General features: G+C 32.8%; 15 protein-coding genes. 9 read left to right on the top strand and 6 right to left on the bottom strand.

The genetic code is table 11. The features are described 5' to 3' along the window. Positions 1–123: 123 nt before the first annotated feature. Together NMY3_RS12040 and NMY3_RS12035 are read right to left on the bottom strand one after the other, a co-directional pair. Positions 124–477, bottom strand: a complete 354-nt coding sequence (locus tag NMY3_RS12040) for a hypothetical protein (protein ID WP_196816092.1) — start codon at positions 475–477, stop codon at positions 124–126. A gap of 1,182 nt (positions 478–1,659) precedes the next feature. Continuing rightward, positions 1,660–2,901 carry a PQQ-dependent sugar dehydrogenase gene (locus NMY3_RS12035; protein ID WP_196816091.1) on the bottom strand — a complete coding sequence of 414 codons (1,242 nt, stop codon included), beginning with the start codon at positions 2,899–2,901 and terminating at the stop codon, positions 1,660–1,662. Positions 2,902–3,096: 195 nt separating this feature from the next. Between NMY3_RS12035 and NMY3_RS12030 the strand changes: the two genes are divergently transcribed. From NMY3_RS12030 to NMY3_RS12005, 6 genes are all read left to right on the top strand, one after another. Further along, entirely contained in the window at positions 3,097–3,618 is a 522-nt protein-coding gene (locus tag NMY3_RS12030; RefSeq protein ID WP_196816090.1) for a hypothetical protein, read from the top strand. A 1,191-nt stretch (positions 3,619–4,809) separates the two neighbouring features. Further along, positions 4,810–6,093: a PQQ-dependent sugar dehydrogenase gene (locus tag NMY3_RS12025; RefSeq protein WP_196816089.1), complete on the top strand. Its 1,284-nt coding sequence runs from the start codon at positions 4,810–4,812 to the stop codon at positions 6,091–6,093. Between the two features lie 216 nt (positions 6,094–6,309). Beyond that, a complete protein-coding gene (locus NMY3_RS12020) occupies positions 6,310–6,675 on the top strand; it encodes a YybH family protein (protein ID WP_196816088.1) in 366 nt (121 codons plus the stop codon). A gap of 1,069 nt (positions 6,676–7,744) precedes the next feature. After that, complete coding sequence (locus tag NMY3_RS12015; RefSeq protein WP_196816087.1) at positions 7,745–8,269, top strand: hypothetical protein; 525 nt, start codon at positions 7,745–7,747, stop codon at positions 8,267–8,269. Positions 8,270–10,138: 1,869 nt separating this feature from the next. Next, complete coding sequence (locus NMY3_RS12010) at positions 10,139–10,456, top strand: putative quinol monooxygenase (protein WP_231100047.1); 318 nt, start codon at positions 10,139–10,141, stop codon at positions 10,454–10,456. A gap of 1,196 nt (positions 10,457–11,652) precedes the next feature. Then, entirely contained in the window at positions 11,653–12,477 is an 825-nt protein-coding gene (locus NMY3_RS12005) for a hypothetical protein (RefSeq protein ID WP_196816085.1), read from the top strand. A 28-nt stretch (positions 12,478–12,505) separates the two neighbouring features. On the opposite strand, the gene NMY3_RS12000 is transcribed toward NMY3_RS12005, so the two are convergent. Together NMY3_RS12000 and NMY3_RS11995 are read right to left on the bottom strand one after the other, a co-directional pair. Then, positions 12,506–12,829: a hypothetical protein gene (locus NMY3_RS12000; protein ID WP_196816084.1), complete on the bottom strand. Its 324-nt coding sequence runs from the start codon at positions 12,827–12,829 to the stop codon at positions 12,506–12,508. A 224-nt stretch (positions 12,830–13,053) separates the two neighbouring features. After that, the gene (locus tag NMY3_RS11995; protein ID WP_196816083.1) at positions 13,054–13,533 is read right to left on the bottom strand and encodes an MEDS domain-containing protein; all 480 of its coding nucleotides are present in this window, start codon (positions 13,531–13,533) and stop codon (positions 13,054–13,056) included. A gap of 474 nt (positions 13,534–14,007) precedes the next feature. On the opposite strand from NMY3_RS11995, the gene NMY3_RS11990 reads away from it, so the two are divergent. Then, on the top strand, positions 14,008–14,367 hold the full coding sequence (locus NMY3_RS11990) for a hypothetical protein (RefSeq protein WP_196816082.1): 360 nt from the start codon (positions 14,008–14,010) through the stop codon (positions 14,365–14,367). A 582-nt stretch (positions 14,368–14,949) separates the two neighbouring features. On the opposite strand, the gene NMY3_RS11985 is transcribed toward NMY3_RS11990, so the two are convergent. Both NMY3_RS11985 and NMY3_RS11980 read right to left on the bottom strand, forming a co-directional pair. Beyond that, complete coding sequence (locus tag NMY3_RS11985; RefSeq protein ID WP_425319409.1) at positions 14,950–15,504, bottom strand: DUF4256 domain-containing protein; 555 nt, start codon at positions 15,502–15,504, stop codon at positions 14,950–14,952. A gap of 44 nt (positions 15,505–15,548) precedes the next feature. After that, positions 15,549–15,782: a hypothetical protein gene (locus NMY3_RS11980; RefSeq protein WP_196816080.1), complete on the bottom strand. Its 234-nt coding sequence runs from the start codon at positions 15,780–15,782 to the stop codon at positions 15,549–15,551. Between the two features lie 604 nt (positions 15,783–16,386). Here NMY3_RS11980 and NMY3_RS11975 point away from each other — a divergent pair. Together NMY3_RS11975 and NMY3_RS11970 are read left to right on the top strand one after the other, a co-directional pair. Beyond that, the gene (locus tag NMY3_RS11975; protein ID WP_196816079.1) at positions 16,387–17,058 is read left to right on the top strand and encodes a hypothetical protein; all 672 of its coding nucleotides are present in this window, start codon (positions 16,387–16,389) and stop codon (positions 17,056–17,058) included. A 768-nt stretch (positions 17,059–17,826) separates the two neighbouring features. After that, positions 17,827–18,210 (top strand): hypothetical protein, encoded by a 384-nt coding sequence (locus NMY3_RS11970; RefSeq protein WP_196816078.1) that lies wholly within the window; start codon positions 17,827–17,829, stop codon positions 18,208–18,210. Positions 18,211–18,397 lie beyond the last annotated feature (187 nt).

Genomic DNA, 18,397 nt, shown 5'->3' with positions numbered 1-18,397 from the left:
TAAAAATCATTTCCCTGAGAAACTAAAGTCCGAGTATCATGAGTAACAATCAAAAAAAATTTATGATTATTATTCACAAGAAAAGTCCTCTTGCATATCTTGATATTTGGTTACCAAGATGGTTCAACTACGAACTGTATTGTGTGCCTCTCCACCTCTGCCTCCGTTCATACTATGATCGCCGCTTCCACTTCTGGGTTCACTACTGCCGGTGCTTCCACCACACTCATCTCCTATAGTTACATGATTCTTTGCAAAACAAGACCCACCAGGACCTATATCTCCGCCTATGGCATCGCCAGTATTCCCACCGTGACCACCACTCCCGCCTACAGCGCTGCATGCTAGCGGTCCTAAACAAAGATTGTCTGCAAACACGCTACTTATCAAACTGGTCCCTTGAATTGCGCTAACAGGGATCAAACCTGCGATCACGACCATTCTCAGTATTTGAAACCTTGAAAAATTTACTATCATTTTGATCAGAACTATATTGCCTGATTATTTATATGAGGTTTTTAATCTATTATTCTATAATAAGAATCTATAATCTAATTCTATAATAAGAATCGAGCATGATTTAGAAGAACCTTGGAGGGTATAATTATTTCAAGGAATTTATCAGCTTTGTGAAAACATTATTGCAAAAATCTTATACTCCATTTTTTGAACTTGCTTGCAATTAGAGTCAATTGCCTTTAATAATTATCAAATTTTTGGTGTCTTCCAAAAGGTTCCTGCTTAAAAGTCTAATAGCAGTTCTTCTTGTGAGCGCGGGTGTTTAGACAGTTACTATATATAAATAATAGTCGTTATTGACATTACATCCAGTCCCCTCAGTTTCTCGTATATTATTTCTCTTAGTTAGGGAAAAATTTGTTTCCTTAATTAAGGGAACTATATTTTTAAACCATGAGTTGCAAATAGATATATTAATGATTAAAGCCAAAAAGAAATCATACTTTACCATGTAGAGATAAATAAGTATTGAAATGATCTGATTATAGTGAAATTTTCATAGAAGGGGTAGCATTTTATTGTTTTGATTGTAACTATAGATAAGGAAAAGGATCGCCTGAAGGCTTTGGTATGAGAAGATCCAAAAGAAAACAATCGATCAAAAGATATTAGAACGCCTGACCAGAAATATAGTAAACCCGTAATCAGGTTAATCCTGTATTTTGAAATTAGGATTACTATAGGAACCATTCGATTCTCATTCTTGATCAGAGCGATTAAAAAGCATCTTATCATCAGTCTTTTTATCAAATCGATGTGTGTATTTGCTTGAATAGCAAGGGGAGGCATCTGATTGTCGTTGGATTGTTGTGGGGTATATTTGACTGCACGTAATATTGATCGGACACCTAAACAAGATAAGCTACTTTCATAACAAGAAAAATTTTTTAGAGAATGGTTTAAAACATGACTTTGAATTTGGAAATTTCCATCTTATTTAATCACATGTTTCATATATTGTAATGGGGAGCGTTTACAATCTATTACAGTTATTCAAATGCTTTGTATATTAGTGCAGATCGTAATATCATTCTGAAACCTAAGGTACATAACAATTCTGAGAGAGTAGTGTTACTGGAGGGATGGTGGTAGGGAGGGAAGGGTAGAAGTTAAGAATTTTTTCAAAAAGAATAAGTCTTGTCATTTGCTCGAGATTCTATATATCTTACCATCGCCATTACTCGATTCATCGAATGACAAAACATAAAGGTCTCCATCAGGACCTGTTTCTAAATCAGTGATTCCGTCAAACCCCGTACCCCATACCAGTAAATCCTTTTCGTCTTCATTTGCTATCCGATCCACTTCAATTTCAGGACTTTCAAATTCAAAGCCCGTCCTACTGTCGTTTACTTTGAAATAATATAAATTCCCATTATTAATATCACCTACAAAAACATTGTTTTCATAGTCGTCTCCTAGATTTTTGGAATTAAAAAATTCTATGTCGGTAACTCCCAAGGATGGTTCCCAGCTAAAAATTGGATCACCATAATATGAGCCTGGTAATTTCACCAAGTCGTTTTCTGTAACACCATTATTAGAAATGGGTCCCATTAATTGTTTCCAACCGCTGTTAAAACCAGGATATATCAAATTTATTTCGTCAAAATCTTTATCTCCATTTTCTGTATCCCATAAAGTTCCAGTTACAGGATCTATTGCCAATCCAAAACTATTTCTTATTCCATAACCATAGTATTTTTCCACCTGACCTGTGGAAAATTCTTTTTTAATACTAGAAAAAGGATTATCAAATGGTGCCGACCCATCAATCTTTTTGACTTTCAGAATAACAGAGCTGTCTGTTAACTCTTTATTATCTTCAATATTTTGAAGGATGCCCTCATTATTGAGGTCTCCAATTACTGAATATAAATTACCTTTATTATCAAGGGTCAATTTACCACCCGGGTGATTTGGTCCAGGTGTGGCAGGCAATTCCAAAATACTTTGAGGGTTTACGAGGGTTCTTCCATCCCAGGTATACTTGACTATCTTATTTACTACCAGGGTGTTGGCCTCACCTGCTGCAGTAAAATAAAGAAATACATCTTTACTTCTAGTAGCATTAAGATAATCAACATCAATTCCAAGTAGCCCTCTACAACAGGTAAGAGTGGTGGAATCCACATCTAGTTTCAAAATTGGCTCATCCTTTAACTCACCATTTGAGACCAATCTGACTAGCCCACTATTTTTTTCCAATACTAGTATGTTTTGAGCATCAACAAAAGCCATACTGGTTGGAGATGATAAACCTTCTACTACCTGTTGTACTTTTATTAATGGGTCCTCAACTGTAGGTGCCGCGTTTATGAACTGTGTAATAAAAGTTGATAAACCGCAAAATAAAATGATCAACCCGAAACTATTTAGCATTTTATGACAATTTGGTTTTTTCCTCAATATAACCATCACAAACGTCTATGGAGATATTTATTTTACTTTTTAAGGTATTCACATCAGCTATTGTAATGTTTCAGCCGTGGTCAAAATGTCGTTGTAGGAAATCTTAACCCACCAGCTACAGGAAAAGATATGAAAGAATATATAATTTATGATATATAAAATAACATGGTTTTGAATAACAACTACTCTATTTTTCTGATCATTAGTTGCTTTACGCTCTTATTTCTGTCAACTTCAGCTCCGAACTCAATTGCATCTACGTCCCAATCTCCACTTCAAACACAATGCTTGAGTTTTCCTAACGTCTCTGTAACCGGTAATTCAAACAATGAGAATGATAATTCTAATGGGGGAGATGGCCCTAAGGGTCTAAAGATCAACGTCCATTTGTCTAATCAAAATACAGATAACGTTGGTCCACTTACAATTTTCATTATCACATCGAATGGAGAATGTGCCATAGCAAAGATTAATTCAGATCCGGTTGAATCGGTCGGACAAGAAAATGAATTGACATTTGAGTTTGATTCTGGCATTATTGATGTAAACGAAAACTTCAATGCATGTGTTGAAACTTCAAACAATTTTGATTTCAAGTGCGTATTAGGTACCAATAGCCCTTCAAAAGTACCCGAAGAGATCTTTTTGGAAGTGCCTATAGAAAATGTAAATTCATTCACTAATTAACTGTTTATAGAAAGAATAGATATGGAAGGAGGTTTAGCCTATATTTTTTACCTTTTATACTGAGGTGGAGGATACGATCGCAATCAAAAAAAGGTTTGGAACTCGCTGATCATTTGTTTATCTAACTACGTCTATCTATATCATACTTACCTGAACCCAGACAGGAACTGTATTGGAAGTCCTCTTGTGATAAGTTCTGTACCAGCAATAAACGACCCAGGTAGGTTAACATCAACTAGCATTTTAAGAATAGTAAAATGGTTTGTTCATCAAACTTTTATTCATGAAATATTATTTGCTCAATACATAAAACAACCAATAAAGAATAACTGGCTAGAATCACCTTCTTTCCTAACATTGTTTTTAAACCATAGCGTATATCTTTCGATTTGATAGTATCATAGCTGTTATTAAATATTAGTAAACAGTGGATTTCCTATTTCATCATTAAATTTCATGATGTTTGATTAACTGAATTCATAGTGGAAAACTGGATCATATTATACGTCATCAGCAAACTGTGATTAGCATGGTTGTTTACAATCGACTAGCGCATCAGTAGCCTTAGGACCCGTTTTATGAACCAATCCCAAACCAGCACGTACAGTTATTCAACCTGTCATTCTACACGGTTAATATTTTACCATTGTCTAGTCAGCATTTTTACCACTTCTTGAAAATCTAAAATGAATTCACCAGTTACCAGTGCTCGGACTAGTATGTTATCGATTAAAAGATATATCTGTAATCAGGATATCATATCATTTGAAACTTCATGAACATAATATTTCTTAATAATACCTAATCTAGGTATTGTGCCTAAATCCGCTTATCCCAGGGTTATGAAAATGTTGTATACATCCCTGGGCCACCTTAGGAATCTATAAACAACCACTAACCAATCTTTCCTAGGAAAATTCTGTTAACCAACCAAGATATTATCCTTTTTAAACAATATATACAGGTTTTAAGAATATTTTTGTACCATTATCTTCATAAGAGGGATACTAATTTACAGAAATCAATCAATTACCATTGATTTTAATTTTACTTGTTGTTAAAAGGAATATAAGATGTTTACAATGTTATATTAAATGAATGTTGATGAATCTTATGTGTAAATGCTCTTATAAACCTCTAGAAGATTGTTTATCATCAAGATATTTTGTTCTTGTCTTAATATTTATGATAATGGTTTATGTTAGTAGGGATGATTTTTATGCTTTTTCGCAAGGTTTACCATCGATCAGTGATCAATCATTAAAGGTGGATCTTGTGATTGATGGATTACAATCTCCAACAAGCATGGTATTTCTAACAGACGATACAATAATAATAGCACAAAAGGAGGGGATTGTATCAAAATTGAATCTCAATAACCCAACCACTTTAGAACCCTTATTGGAACTAAGCAATGTTAACAGCAAGAATGAAAGGGGGCTTTTGGGTTTGACGATTGACAACCATATTCTTGATGACTCTAGGAGAGGAAATAATGGTACTGCAGGGAATAGTGTATTCCTTTATGTTACTGAATCTGGTACCCAAATAGACCAAAATATTCAAGAGTCAGTGGACACTAATGAGTTAAGAAATAGAGTTTATAAGTATACATTTGATGGGCAATCTCTTTCAAATCCAAGTATTATTTTGGACTTGCCAGCAGGACCGGGAACAAACCACCAAGGAGGAAAAATTAAGATGGGTCCTGATAACCAACTTTATGCAATTATCGGTGAACTTCAGAGAGAGGGACAATTACAGAATATTAAAGGGGGACCTGAACCTGATGATAGCGGAGTTATCTTCCGAATAAATCCGAATGATGGCTCACCCTCAGTTAATAATCCTTTCATAGGTCTAAATGACAGCGGTAGTAATCCTTTGGCAAAGTATTATGCATATGGAATAAGAAACAGTTTTGGGTTTGATTTTGATCCAATCACTGCAAAGTTGTGGGATGCAGAAAATGGTCAAGATCTCTATGATGAATTAAACTTGGTCGTAGCAGGATTTAACAGCGGTTGGAAACAATTAATGGGACCAATCTCAAATTCAGCAGGGGTAACAGAAAATGATCTGGTTAACTATCAGGGATCACATTATAATGATCCCCTTTTGAGTTGGGAACAATCAAGAGGAGTTACCGACATAGAATTTTTTAAGTCAGATAATTTGGGCAAAAAATATGAAAACAACATATTCGTGGGTGATATAACTGAAGGCAGTTTGTTTTTCTTTAAAGTAAATGAGAATAGAACTGGCTTACACTTTGATAATCCAAATATCGCAAATGACTTAATTGCATCAGATGAAGATGAGATTTCTTCCATAACTTTGGGCAGTGGATTCAAAGGAATAACAGATATCGAAACAGGGCCCGATGGCAATTTGTATATACTAACTTATAGTAGGGCAGATGGAGGCCAAGGAGCTCTATATAGCGTATCAGAGAATATTGCTTCAGGTGCATGATAGGAATACTGATATGAAATGGTTGAATCTTAAATTGTTTTTATGTGAAATTATAAGATGTTACATGGACAATAATGAAGAATTGCTTTCCGTACCTAGTGGAAAAAACAAAAGAATATGACTCTCATCTGCAATTGTCTTTTAGTTGACTCCTGGTTATTCTTTTCTGATAAACTTAAAACCAACTATTACAAAAAAAACTTGATGTCTAAAAAAATGACACCCAGAGATGTATTAAATTCGGTGGTTGAAGGCATAACCTCGGGAGACTTGGATTCCCTCATGACACTCTATGAGGCTGATGCATGTTTTGCGCCACAGCCTGGCCAACTCGTAAATAATTCTGAATCCATACGTCAATGCCTGCGTAATTTTATCGACCTAAAGGGTAAGCTGGATTTAAAAGTAAAGAGGGTACTTCAAGCAAGCGATCTTGCATTGGTTACTACCGAATGGTCTTGTAGTGGAACTGGACCTGATGGGAACCCTGTCGATATGTATTCCAAATCCACAGATGTGTTACGTCAACAATCCGATGGATCCTGGAAGTTTGTCATAGATAATCCTTGGGGAACAGACTAACTAGGCGAATACACTTGAGAATGGCTAATTCAGATGTCTATCCTTTTATGGTGATGTAATTAGTATTGATTTTTTACTGTTCAACCTGGAAACCTCTGCTTATAATATCAGTATATTCTCTATAACCAATTTTATTTTTTGAGAACTAGAAGGACATAACCCATGTAATTTGGTCGATGATGACTGACAATCCTAGATATAAGAAATATTCATACAAATATCAAACCATAACATCAGATTCTCTGCGAAATTACGTGAGAGTGGAATTTAATCCAATGTCGGAAATACAGAAGTTACGATTCGAAATGCAATTATCAAACATAAGGTGGTAAGGGATTTCGCAGGTATTTTGTGAATACAGGTCTACAAATCATCCTATTTTTACCCATTTTTTTAGGAGCTACAAAACGAGAGAGATGATCAAAGGGTTTCCTCATCTATATCAATTCTATCATGGAGATTCTATTGGTAAAGGCTGAGAAAAATACGGTTAATGAGAGATTAGACAAATAGTATACAAAAAGCAACCATTAGAAATAGTGGAATCCTGTAAAGTTTGGATCTGATGGTTTGGTAATTTGGATAGAGGTTTATCTCACTATCAGTCCTTCAAAGCTGGTAAAATCTTCTTAGTGACCTACTTTCTAAGGTACACCTAAGGGTTACATCCTAAACCTAACTTAATTTAGGGTCCAATAGTCCTTCACTATGTAACTCAGAAATTATCTTCATTAAAGTGTCATAATCGATATTGACTTCATTTAGAATAAATGAATGGTCCACTTTTCTATGTTTTTTGATAAATCTCAGAATTGTCTGTTTTTTCTTTTCATATATTCTATCTTGCATCAAGATCTGGATCCAAATAACGCATATTACTTTTTACACATAAAACATTTGGTTTACAGCTCTATGTGATGAGATTACTTTTGGCTTCAACTTCAATTGGATTGTATTGTTTCTATACCAAGCCCAACATGAGAGGATAAATAGTACAATAACACATAATATGTAAATTGAGAAGAAAGGAAGATATTCCAATTTTTCTTTTCTATAGGAGATTATCTTTATGCTAGACTTCTTTGAAATGGAGCGCGTAATAGAAGAACTTGCAAAAGCTTATCCTGCTCAATGTGCAACTACATGGTTTAAGATAACAAGAAATCACAAACCATCTGAGGAGGAGTATCGCAACAAAGTAGCCGAGTACATGAAAATATTTGAATATTTACTGGCCACATATCCACCTGGTCCTGATACAGATAAACTCAAAGAATTAGTCAAAAAGATTTTGGCAAAAGAAATAGAAAAGGTCCTTAAAGGGGACAATAAAGATGTAGAAAAAAGACATAGACACTATGTGATCAATTCTCCTTCATCAGTTTATTCAAATGATACTTTAAAGGAAGTTTCTGAACAACAACATTCAGAAAAATCAATTGATATTGCTACCAATCCTATGATAAAAAAGAGACAAAAAAATAATGAAGGTATCACAATAGTAGGTGAAGAACAAAATCAGGAAAACCAAAATGAAAATAGCAACGAAATAATAGTTAATCGTCGGCGCAAGAAAAAGTTAATGATTTCATAAGATTAGTAATAACTATAACAATAACTATATCTTTACCTCCACTATCCACATTTTGAGATTCCCCGGTTTAGCATTTAGGCAACAAGAGTCAATAATACCACTTAATCTATTTCATCTAAGAAACTACTTAATTGAGTCATGTCAAAAGTCATCAATTGATCATCAGATTATCAAAATAAGAAATAACCTTCGAATAAGTCTAGTCAATATGGTAGATGTTGATAAATGCTTTGAATAGAATTCCAGTAACCATGAAAATGTTTTCGAGTAAATATTATTTCAAGGAGAAATTTAAAGGAGGACTAGAACAAAGAGAGACCTAATACAATAATTATATCTCACTATAATATCATTATCAAGCAATATTTCTTACCCAAGACAAATTTCAAACATATTGGTCATGCTATTCAAAAAATTTCTTAAAACCCAATGCTGTGAGAAATCGGCTTCAAACCTCTTGCCAAGGACAATTATTTGAAAAATGAAATTCTACTAAGGTCTTACACCCGAGAAAGTGTAAGACCCTAATGGAAGTGTTTCGGCTATGGTAATCAAATATACTTTGAACATGTTAAAAAACATTTTGATATTCTATTTCAGGTTTAATCATCTTGAATATCTGAATTATTTACCCGACCTTACATTGAGGATATAGAAGAATGGATGGTCATATAGGTCAATACCTGACATCCAGAATACTCGATTAATAGTATTTTGTGGATTTCTTCTGGCTTTTAGTTCCTGTTAACAACATACTAATCTTACTACATTCTATTCTCCTAATCAATTCATTAAGTCTGAAATGATAAAAAAGCCACACCAAAGATTGATCCCATGTATTAAATGGAACTATACTTCAATAATACTTGCCAGTGCTTTAAAATTTATTTCTGCGATCTTCTTGTTTTCGGTGTGTGGTAGTCATTTGTTTTGGGATGTTAGTTAATTCTCTGGATAATAATTTATTATCCTTCTTTTAACTGGTTATAGCTGTCCAATTAAACTGATAAGTTTCAATAAAATAACCCATGCACAAAATAATGATATTTTCGATCAGTTAAATGATAAATAGAATATTATGATTATTATAAGCGCGGTTGTTGTTACTGTCACGGGAGCGATTAGAACAATTACTATTATTGATATGTTTGCGCAAAACAAATGTTATCTATTTGATCAACCTAATAGGGATTGTATGATCAACAAGGTTACTGCATGTAAAGCTAAGGGATAGTACCGTACCTCTACGGCACAAGGCCAAACGGAGTAAAATCAAACTTCAGCTCTCGGGCATATATCAGCAAATCGGTAAATCGACCTGTTCTTTTTCGTAGACCATGAAATAGTTGGTCTTAACGATGGTAAGGGTCGTGATACTTTACAATTTGACCCCTACTCTAATAAGTTTTTAAATACCAAATAAGGTAATTTGCAACATTCTGGACATGTATTTATATTTAGTAACATATTAATAATAAGAATATGCGGATATTACGAAGTATCTATTGATCATGTATTAAGATAAAAATTTTTAAAAAATATTAGGTATCTTCAGATAACTAAAAAATCTTTTAGCAGGGTTTATCTGATTCAAAGCATTCTAAATGGATGCTAATCAAATTTGTTATTCTCTACGTCCTATATTATTATCACAGATGACCATTTTTCACAACAAGATTTGAAATAAAGGATATGCACTAGCGGGTTTATTCTAATTTTAGATGAGCAGGTATAACATCCTCTCCTAAGCGAATTGATTTATCTTTTAGTCTTTATTTTTGTGAATCACGGAAATGGACGAACATTTTTTTATATTATATCCGGATGTTATGGAAAAGTTTAATACATGATATGAAATATTTTATGCAAATGCACTCAAACACCGAGAGTTCTCAAATAAGAGTAATAGTATTGATTAATGCAAAGGAAGGGAAGAAGCAAGAGTTATTAGACCTTTTTATTCCCCTTGTTGATCCACCAAGAAAAAGAGAAGGCAATGTAGTCTATACATTTAATTCATCAATGGAAAATCCAAATGAATTGTTGTTTGATGAAGTTTGGGATAGCAAAGAATCTTATGATAAACATTACAACAGTCAGGAATCAATAGCTTTGAGAGCTAAGATACAAGATTTGGTGTCTAGACCAATAGAATTTAAATTATACAAAGGAATTACTGGTCCCTAGATTGGATGTGAACACCTACCCCTTTTTAAAACCTATGGAGATTGCTTATCCTAACGAATAAATCAACTACTCCATTTTCATTTTTTTTGAAATCATATAATATCAATAGTCATTCTGAAGATCTCTCGAATGAATTCTGCTAGACACACAACATGGTTCTTTGATCCATCAATTTGTCTAAATGCATAATCAAACGGAATCGGAACAAAATTCACACTTCACAATTCAAAAGCCATTTCACTCACATAAGCATTAATATACACAATAAGTGCTATCTGGCATAAAAATAGATTCCTATAGGGATCATGATTTGATATTGGATGCATTATACATGAGTGCAAATATGGTTCAAGATCAACTTTGTGTATTTTTTTCCTTCATGAAAAAATCACAAGTACTCTGAAAATTAATAAAATCGCTATTATTAAAATACAACTGCAAACACAATTTGCATTTGTAGGTATTGGGTCTTGGTATTGAGATCTGTTATGCTATCTGAAGACCTTTATTGGCTTGCGCCAAAGCCTACACGCTTTTATAAAAGTATATTATTATATGTGAACCAACATTAAATTAATTACTATATAGGAATTATTTGCCTTGATTTTCTCTTTATAGAAGATTGTCTTTCATAATTAAGACAAATTAAGGACGTGATTTTCTTGGATGTTCATAAAATCTGTCATTAAGTTTATGTATTCTAATTTAGTCCATCAAATCTATCGCGGTATCAACCGATTCTGTTTTCGTCAATAATTAAAAAGGATCTATATTCTCAGAAAAATCTTATCCGTAGATTTGGTTTACTCATTTGAGAATCCGAAATATCTTGATTGAAGTATTTAGGTGTCAATCTTCTTGCCTGTTTTTTCAATATTCTAACACTGTCAAAGTCAGTATAATAAGCACTGACAATAAATTATAAATAATAGGTGGTATTCTCATAGAATGTATCTTGTATGGTTACTACTAACCTTCCTCAGTTTGAATTAAATTAATATCTATTTGAAGGCAATATTCATGAATAATCAAAGACTTAATTGACATATTACGAGCAAGAATACTATGTTCAAATGCTAAAACTAATTTTGAAGTACCAAGCCCAAGATTACTGAAGTTTTGATAATAATCTCACTACCGTAATTTAGTTACTATTTAATTTATATACTTTCTTTAAACAACTAATGTCCTAGTTAATGAAAATTTTCGACAACCAGGACAATTCAGATCTGAATACTTTTTCTCCTACACTCATAACAACATATTCACAAAAAGCTGTATATTCAATTCACTCCATAGAACGTATTCTTTATGTACTATTGTCAGTGTTAGTGGCCTTTGCATTATTAGTTTTTATAGATACCGCAGCTGTTAAAGGATATATCAAGTTTTTACCTGAAGATGAATATGATATTGTTCTCTCTTTAATAGCGTTTATAGCCATAGGAATTATCGTATTCCTGTTAAGAATAATTCTAAATACTCGAAAGAAATTAGATAATTGGGCCTATGTTTTTGAAAAAAACTCTATTGGATCATTAATTAGTATCGGTCTCTCAAATCTAGATAAAAAAACTCTCTTCTTTTCCATTATTGAGAATATTGGTGAAATTGGAGAACCCATTAAAAAGTATATCTCCAAAAATAAAGATAATATTGACTCTTTCTTTGACCAGGGGATTTCTAAAGATATCATGTTTGATGTTTTAATCGATGGTGATAAGATTATGTCCAAAGATGGCGGTGACGATAACGACTTTGTCGTTAATAAACTCAATGAATATGGTACGGTTGTCGGAAAGATAGTTACCAACCCCGATACAATTGATACTAATGAGATCAAGTTATTCGTAAGATCAGTATTGGAATATTCTAAGGCTACAAGTAAATATGTTGGACTGGCATTATTAGTCGGAAATGATATTACAAGTGAAGCAATGGATTATGCTAAAAATTATTCAAACAAATCGATAGGCTACCTAATCATAATCGAGAAACCTGGTATCATGAATTCAGTATGATGATATTCTGTTAGCACATGAACTAAACTTAATCAAGATCCGAATTCAATTTATTTACTGACCTGGAAAAATCTAGAAATGATTTTATCCATTTATCATAGGCTTCTACACCCTTTTCCGTTATCTTGTAGAATGTTGAATTGGGTGTTTTAATAGATTGAATGAATCCATTATTTTCTAACTCTTCCATTAGATCGTTAATTCTATCTGATCTCTGCTGCTTAATTCCGGGTAATTTATTAATAATGTGGTACTTTGATATGGGTGTATCCCTTGAGGATATACAAAGGTATTCTAGAATGGATAATATAGTATACTCTGGAGATAATCTTTTCTTTCTTTTTATACCCATTCTCTATCCCATTAAAGTCCTTGTTGATTAAGTAGTATAGTTGATTTGGTATTAATATTACTGTTTTTACATATCCTATATAATTACTCAGTTTAGTAATCCTTAATTACTAGTATCAAAATTGACTCAAAAGCCAAACATAGTTGGCTATGTTATTTCTTTTGTAATTAATAACGATTAGTCATTATTTGGATAACTCCGAATGACTACTGACTGAATTGATGTCAGACCACTAACTCATTTAGATGGTATCCGCGATTTGAGTTCAAAATTGCAATTTGTTGGGGGGTCATCGTTTCTAAGTCTTTATTTTTGTAAACATACATTGAAGTTATGGGAAAATCAAACAGATCCTCTAGTATTTTGTCATAGTTAATTAAGGCGTTATCAAGTCTTTCCCTCAAAAATTTATTTGTTTCTACGAAGATCCTAATGCCTTCTTTACCATTCTTTATAGCATTAGCAATCAGAATCTCCCATTTTTTAAGGAATATCTCCGCATTAAGGCACTTATCTGGATGATACCATTCTTCCGTTGGTTTGAAAATTATACTACCTTTCTTCTTAAGAATCTCATCATTTAGGAATTTTGCTGACCGTTTCACCGTATCATAGGTTTTATCTTTTGAGCAGTCTTCCAAAAAAACAATTACCAATTCATTATGGTCTATACCTTTCTTAATGAAGGATTGAAAATCACACAATTCAATTTCCCTAGAGTAACATATTACAAACACGTGACTTCCCCGTTTTAATGAATCAAAAGATTTCAATTATTTTTTACAAATATTATTTCGTTAGTTATGTATAAAAGTAATAAGGCAATATAGTTCTAATATCAATTAACTCAGTTATCGATATCTCCTGTCGAGGTAACTATTCTTCATATCCCATTCATAATCTCAACCTGTAGCTAATTAATGGTTTGAATAACATATGAAAAAATAAATCTCTGCACTTTCATAATATTGGTTGGTACAAAAAAAGTCTTTACTGCTTACTTTGTGAGTTTTGGTAATAAAGTCAAAGTGATAGTTAATATCTTTGTCCTCGATTACAACAGTTACGAGTACGATTAGAGATTTCATGAGTTTAGTTATTAGAAGCAGTAATAATGTTACATGGTCTCTCAACTACATTCCTTTACCTTTTTTATATCTTTGCTATAAATTTTATCCATGGACAAAATAATAACAAGAATTCCAAAACTAAAAACTCGACAAAATAAAGCATATAATTATGAATTGACTAAAAATTCGAACGAGGACCTCTTATCGTTACAAAATGATCTAAATCATGATAGATTAAATACGTTAGATAGTAGTAACGAACGTAAAAGATCAACGGAATCAGATGAATTGAGTTCTGAGGATGCGAAACAGGATAAGTCAGTGCAAAAAGATGCAATTAATATTAGTAAGCCATTGCTTATAGAGAATTATGCTGAAGTACTAATACAAAAATTACTTGAGCAAAAATTGAAACTTTTGAATAGTAATGATTCTAATCTACCATACTATTACCACGGTGGTACATAGAACTAACCCAATCAGGTGCATCGATAGGTGGAGTGATGAATATGAATATTTCTATTACTGATTATCAATTAATATGCGAGGCAAAAATTTGTGGTTGTATTGATAATAAAAGGGTGGTATATGTCTTTTCTGAACCAGTCCATAGCTTGTGTATTGATAGGAAACAGTTGCTATTATCACAAATTCAAGCATGCAGGAATTTACTAAAATATACAACGGATAAAATTGAATTGCTTATAGTTGAGAAAGAGATCGATATATTAAGTACCCTCTGCTGATCTCATTATTTGAAAGTGCCAAATCATATATTCATGAAACTCTTGATTTGAGTACTTGATTTATTGCTATGAGATCCTGCACGAACCAACAACTAGGTAATATTACGATATAGATAACCGTTTTTTATTAGGAATGAAATCCAAAAAATCATTCATTGTTCTGCATAATGATAATCTAATGTAGCAAAGGATTTGCTTTTGCGAAGAAAAATCAATCATACTTGTAACTTTTCATAAACCAAACCATTATTCATGCGATCCTCCTCATATAGTGGAGAGCAAAAATAATAATCAAAATTCAAACTTAGACCCTTATCGAGCCCCGGAAACCCCTTACGCTATAGTAGGAAGGTGCACTGTTGTGATACACAAAGACTTTGTCGTAGCGACGATCAGCAAAGAGGGCGCCGCCGAGTTTTCTAATATCAGAAGGTGTTTTTACCCAACTTGATGTCTTAGTATCAAAATTTCCAAGCTTCTGTAATTCTCGATACTGTTCTTCAGTTAATAGTTCAATTCCCAAGGCAGCTGCCATGTCAATGGCGTTATTTTTTGACTTGAATGCTTTCCTTGCCTCCTGACCTCCACGGTCGTAACAAACATTCCTACGGCCAACTGGACTCTCGGGTGAACAATCATAAAAAATGTATTCAATAGTCTTCTTGTCATAACCAACAACATCCGGTTCACCGCCGGTACTCTCCATTTTCTTGAGTGACGATAGTTTTTCATTATTCCCTTCCAACTTTCCTTGTACTTTTGGCCACTCCATACCCAAATGACGTTCCATGTTTTTATCAAATCGAGCCTTTAATGTGTCGAGTAGTTCACGAAACTCTCGTGACAACCCTTTATTCATATCTACGTCTGAAATAGATCCTTTTTGATCTATCTTGTTAATATTCATATTGTCCAATCAGAGGGTATAAAATCATGTATCAAGGTTGTATTATTGCTATCAGCAAACAGCTGTCCTTCAGTATCGTCTTTTTGGCTACCTCCCTCTGAGCAAAATAAGTCCCGCAGGGCTTTGTTGGAAAATTTACTTATGAAGATATAGTTTTTCCATTCTTTCAGTAAACTTTCACTTGACCCAAAATGATCGCTATTACAAGAAGTAATGCATACGTCGTTCATATGTGAGCGATATTTGATAATTTATGAAGCTACATATTCAGTCCTGCCTACTTCAAAAACGATTTTTATAGTTTGTTGTGATATTTTTTAAAAAAATCAGAGTTTACGAAATCCCATACCAATCTTTTCTCAAAATTTATGCAATAAAAATCTAAAATGATAAAAATCAGAAGAGATATTTGGCATTGAAAAATAGTCCACGTCAAAAGTCTTGATAATTCAACCAATCTTAATTGAAAATAACTTTATAAAGCCCCTAGAATGGAAACATGTTTCTTAGAGATTGATCTAAAATAGCTACATAATGTTATATCGATGAGAGCATTTATGTTAGTATCCCTGTCCATCAAAATATTAATCTGTAGGCTTGATCCGGCATTTTGCCAGGTGTAGACTAGTGAGCCAATATTTAGGTAGGAAGAAGTTTTTTTTTGTGAAAAATAAACCATAAAATTAATGATAACCTTTAAGGGTAGGCTATTGACCTCGCCCAAAATTGGTACAATTTGCTTAATTTAAGTTAAAAGAAGTTTAGTAAATTCAAATTCAATTAGAAAGAATACGAACATTTTTTAACAGAGTGAGTTTTATTAGAAAACATAGAATGAAGACCCTACAGATTGCTACCTTTGGCGACGAGGATAAGGATGGGATAGCATTGGGGATTCAAAATTTTCCGATTCACCGACTGATACTATTATGTTATTCAATTGATGAATCCAAAGCCATCAAATATTCCAAAAAGATTGAATCAATAATAGGGATTGGCTCAGAAATAATTCTTGTTGAGAAGGAAAATGTTGTAAAGGATACCATTGAAAAAGTTAATGAGATATTATCAAGGAAAAGTACGGAATATCATGATATACTAATGAATGCAAGTTCCGGCGATAAATTAATTATTTGTGCAGCACTCTCATCAGCATTTATTAATGGAATAAAGGCTTTTACTATGGATCATGGTAACACCATGCTTCTAATGTGGCCAGTTCTCAATTTCAGCTACAGCGAAATCATATCAGACACCAAATTAAACATATTAAAAAGTATTGATCGCATAGGCGGGATGGTAAGTAGCTTGGAAGAGTTGGAACAAATTTCAGGCTACGGAAAACCACTTTTAAGCTATCATGTGCAGGGTGGAAAAGAAAATAAAGGATTAGCAGATTTAGGTTTAGTCGACGTAGATAAAGGTGAAAGAGGTAAAACAATAATTAACATTACTACTTTAGGTAAATTAATGGTTACTTCTAATAGTTTCAACCATGATGATTAATGCATTGGTTTGTAACTTTCTAGTGGTACTTCATCTTCTACCCAGATTTTCGAAGGATGTTCTTGTTTCTCCTCCTATAGTAATCTATAATCTAAGTGATTTTTGGGTGGTCGCAATTCAGAGGACACCATTTTCTAGCCGATTCGTATACCTGCTACTTCACTATATATCTTTATACTTTTAAAATAATTTGTATTATGGTCTCTGTTATCTCTTTTCTATTAATCTTTAGGCGGACTTTATTGAATTTTAATATGCGATTAAAGGCCTGTGTACTTCCTCTACTTTTGGCTTATCAACAACTATTTTGTATTTTACACTCTTCTTCTATCGTCTTACCATATACCCATGTCATGTCACAAAACTCTATCGTTATTGGCAAGAAAATAGCAATTTAATTGCAATAAACTCAACGACTGGGGGGGATTTCATTCTTATTGTTACTATTTATTCAAATTTGATTTCTACCATTTTTTTACACGCATTTCATGAACTCAATTAAGAGCTCATTTGTCTCAAGTGGCACGATATCGTCCATTGAGGTAATTCGGTTATTAGAATCTAGCATTTATCAATCATCCTCTGTCCTTACCTAGTAGTGTATTTCAAAATATGTTATGATTAGTAGTATAATTTCGGTGCATTTCTTATAATTGATGAAACAATTATATCAAATTTCTATAGAATTTTGACAATGAATTGATTAATACCTTAAGAAATAACAATATTTATATAATTATTTTCAAAACCAAAATCAGGCTAAATATAATGACTGACAATGAGAAAATTAAAAATATGATTGAAAATGCATACCTTCAGCAGAAACAAATGATCGAACTAAATTATACTCAATTTAAAAATATAATTGAAAATGCATACCTTCAGCAGAAACAAATGATCGAAACAAATGCATCTATAATGAAAAACTATTCTAACATGTTTGGTAATAGCGAGATAGTAAGCAATATTGAAAAAGTGGAATCACATTTTTTAGCTCTGAATGAGGAATCAAAGAAATCAATGATGCATCAGTTAGACCTCATTAGAGATAATTTTCTATCGAATGCCTCTAGAATAAAAGAAGAATATACTAACATGCCTAACTTTGATAAGTTTGTTCCCAATTTTAATTGTTCAGAAAGACCAAAATAAAAAGAAATATAGATAATGTTAGGAGAATAACTTATTTAGATAATTAATCTGTTCCCCTTAACAGGATTATTACTAAAGAGAAAGAAACTTTCTTACATATATTGTACTCCACTTTTCAACAATCAGATTATATACTAAATTCACTCTAATATCTGATTATAACCAAATTTGAGTTACTAGTTTGGAT

It is taken from the genome of Candidatus Nitrosocosmicus oleophilus (genome assembly GCF_000802205.1).
In the GTDB taxonomy this organism is placed as follows: domain Archaea; phylum Thermoproteota; class Nitrososphaeria; order Nitrososphaerales; family Nitrososphaeraceae; genus Nitrosocosmicus; species Nitrosocosmicus oleophilus.
This window is presented reverse-complemented; position numbering and strand designations above follow the sequence as displayed.

Coding starts and splice junctions, on each gene's coding strand:
- NMY3_RS12015 (WP_196816087.1), top strand. CDS start 7,745: ATGCTAGACTTCTTTGAAATGGAGCGCGTAATAGAAGAACTTGCAAAA.
- NMY3_RS11980 (WP_196816080.1), bottom strand. CDS start 15,782: ATGAACGACGTATGCATTACTTCTTGTAATAGCGATCATTTTGGGTCA.
- NMY3_RS11985 (WP_425319409.1), bottom strand. CDS start 15,504: ATGAATAAAGGGTTGTCACGAGAGTTTCGTGAACTACTCGACACATTA.
- NMY3_RS12030 (WP_196816090.1), top strand. CDS start 3,097: ATGGTTTTGAATAACAACTACTCTATTTTTCTGATCATTAGTTGCTTT.
- NMY3_RS11970 (WP_196816078.1), top strand. CDS start 17,827: ATGACTGACAATGAGAAAATTAAAAATATGATTGAAAATGCATACCTT.
- NMY3_RS12025 (WP_196816089.1), top strand. CDS start 4,810: ATGGTTTATGTTAGTAGGGATGATTTTTATGCTTTTTCGCAAGGTTTA.
- NMY3_RS12020 (WP_196816088.1), top strand. CDS start 6,310: ATGACACCCAGAGATGTATTAAATTCGGTGGTTGAAGGCATAACCTCG.
- NMY3_RS12040 (WP_196816092.1), bottom strand. CDS start 477: ATGATAGTAAATTTTTCAAGGTTTCAAATACTGAGAATGGTCGTGATC.
- NMY3_RS11990 (WP_196816082.1), top strand. CDS start 14,008: ATGGACAAAATAATAACAAGAATTCCAAAACTAAAAACTCGACAAAAT.
- NMY3_RS12000 (WP_196816084.1), bottom strand. CDS start 12,829: ATGGGTATAAAAAGAAAGAAAAGATTATCTCCAGAGTATACTATATTA.
- NMY3_RS12005 (WP_196816085.1), top strand. CDS start 11,653: ATGAAAATTTTCGACAACCAGGACAATTCAGATCTGAATACTTTTTCT.
- NMY3_RS11975 (WP_196816079.1), top strand. CDS start 16,387: ATGAAGACCCTACAGATTGCTACCTTTGGCGACGAGGATAAGGATGGG.
- NMY3_RS12035 (WP_196816091.1), bottom strand. CDS start 2,901: ATGCTAAATAGTTTCGGGTTGATCATTTTATTTTGCGGTTTATCAACT.
- NMY3_RS12010 (WP_231100047.1), top strand. CDS start 10,139: ATGCACTCAAACACCGAGAGTTCTCAAATAAGAGTAATAGTATTGATT.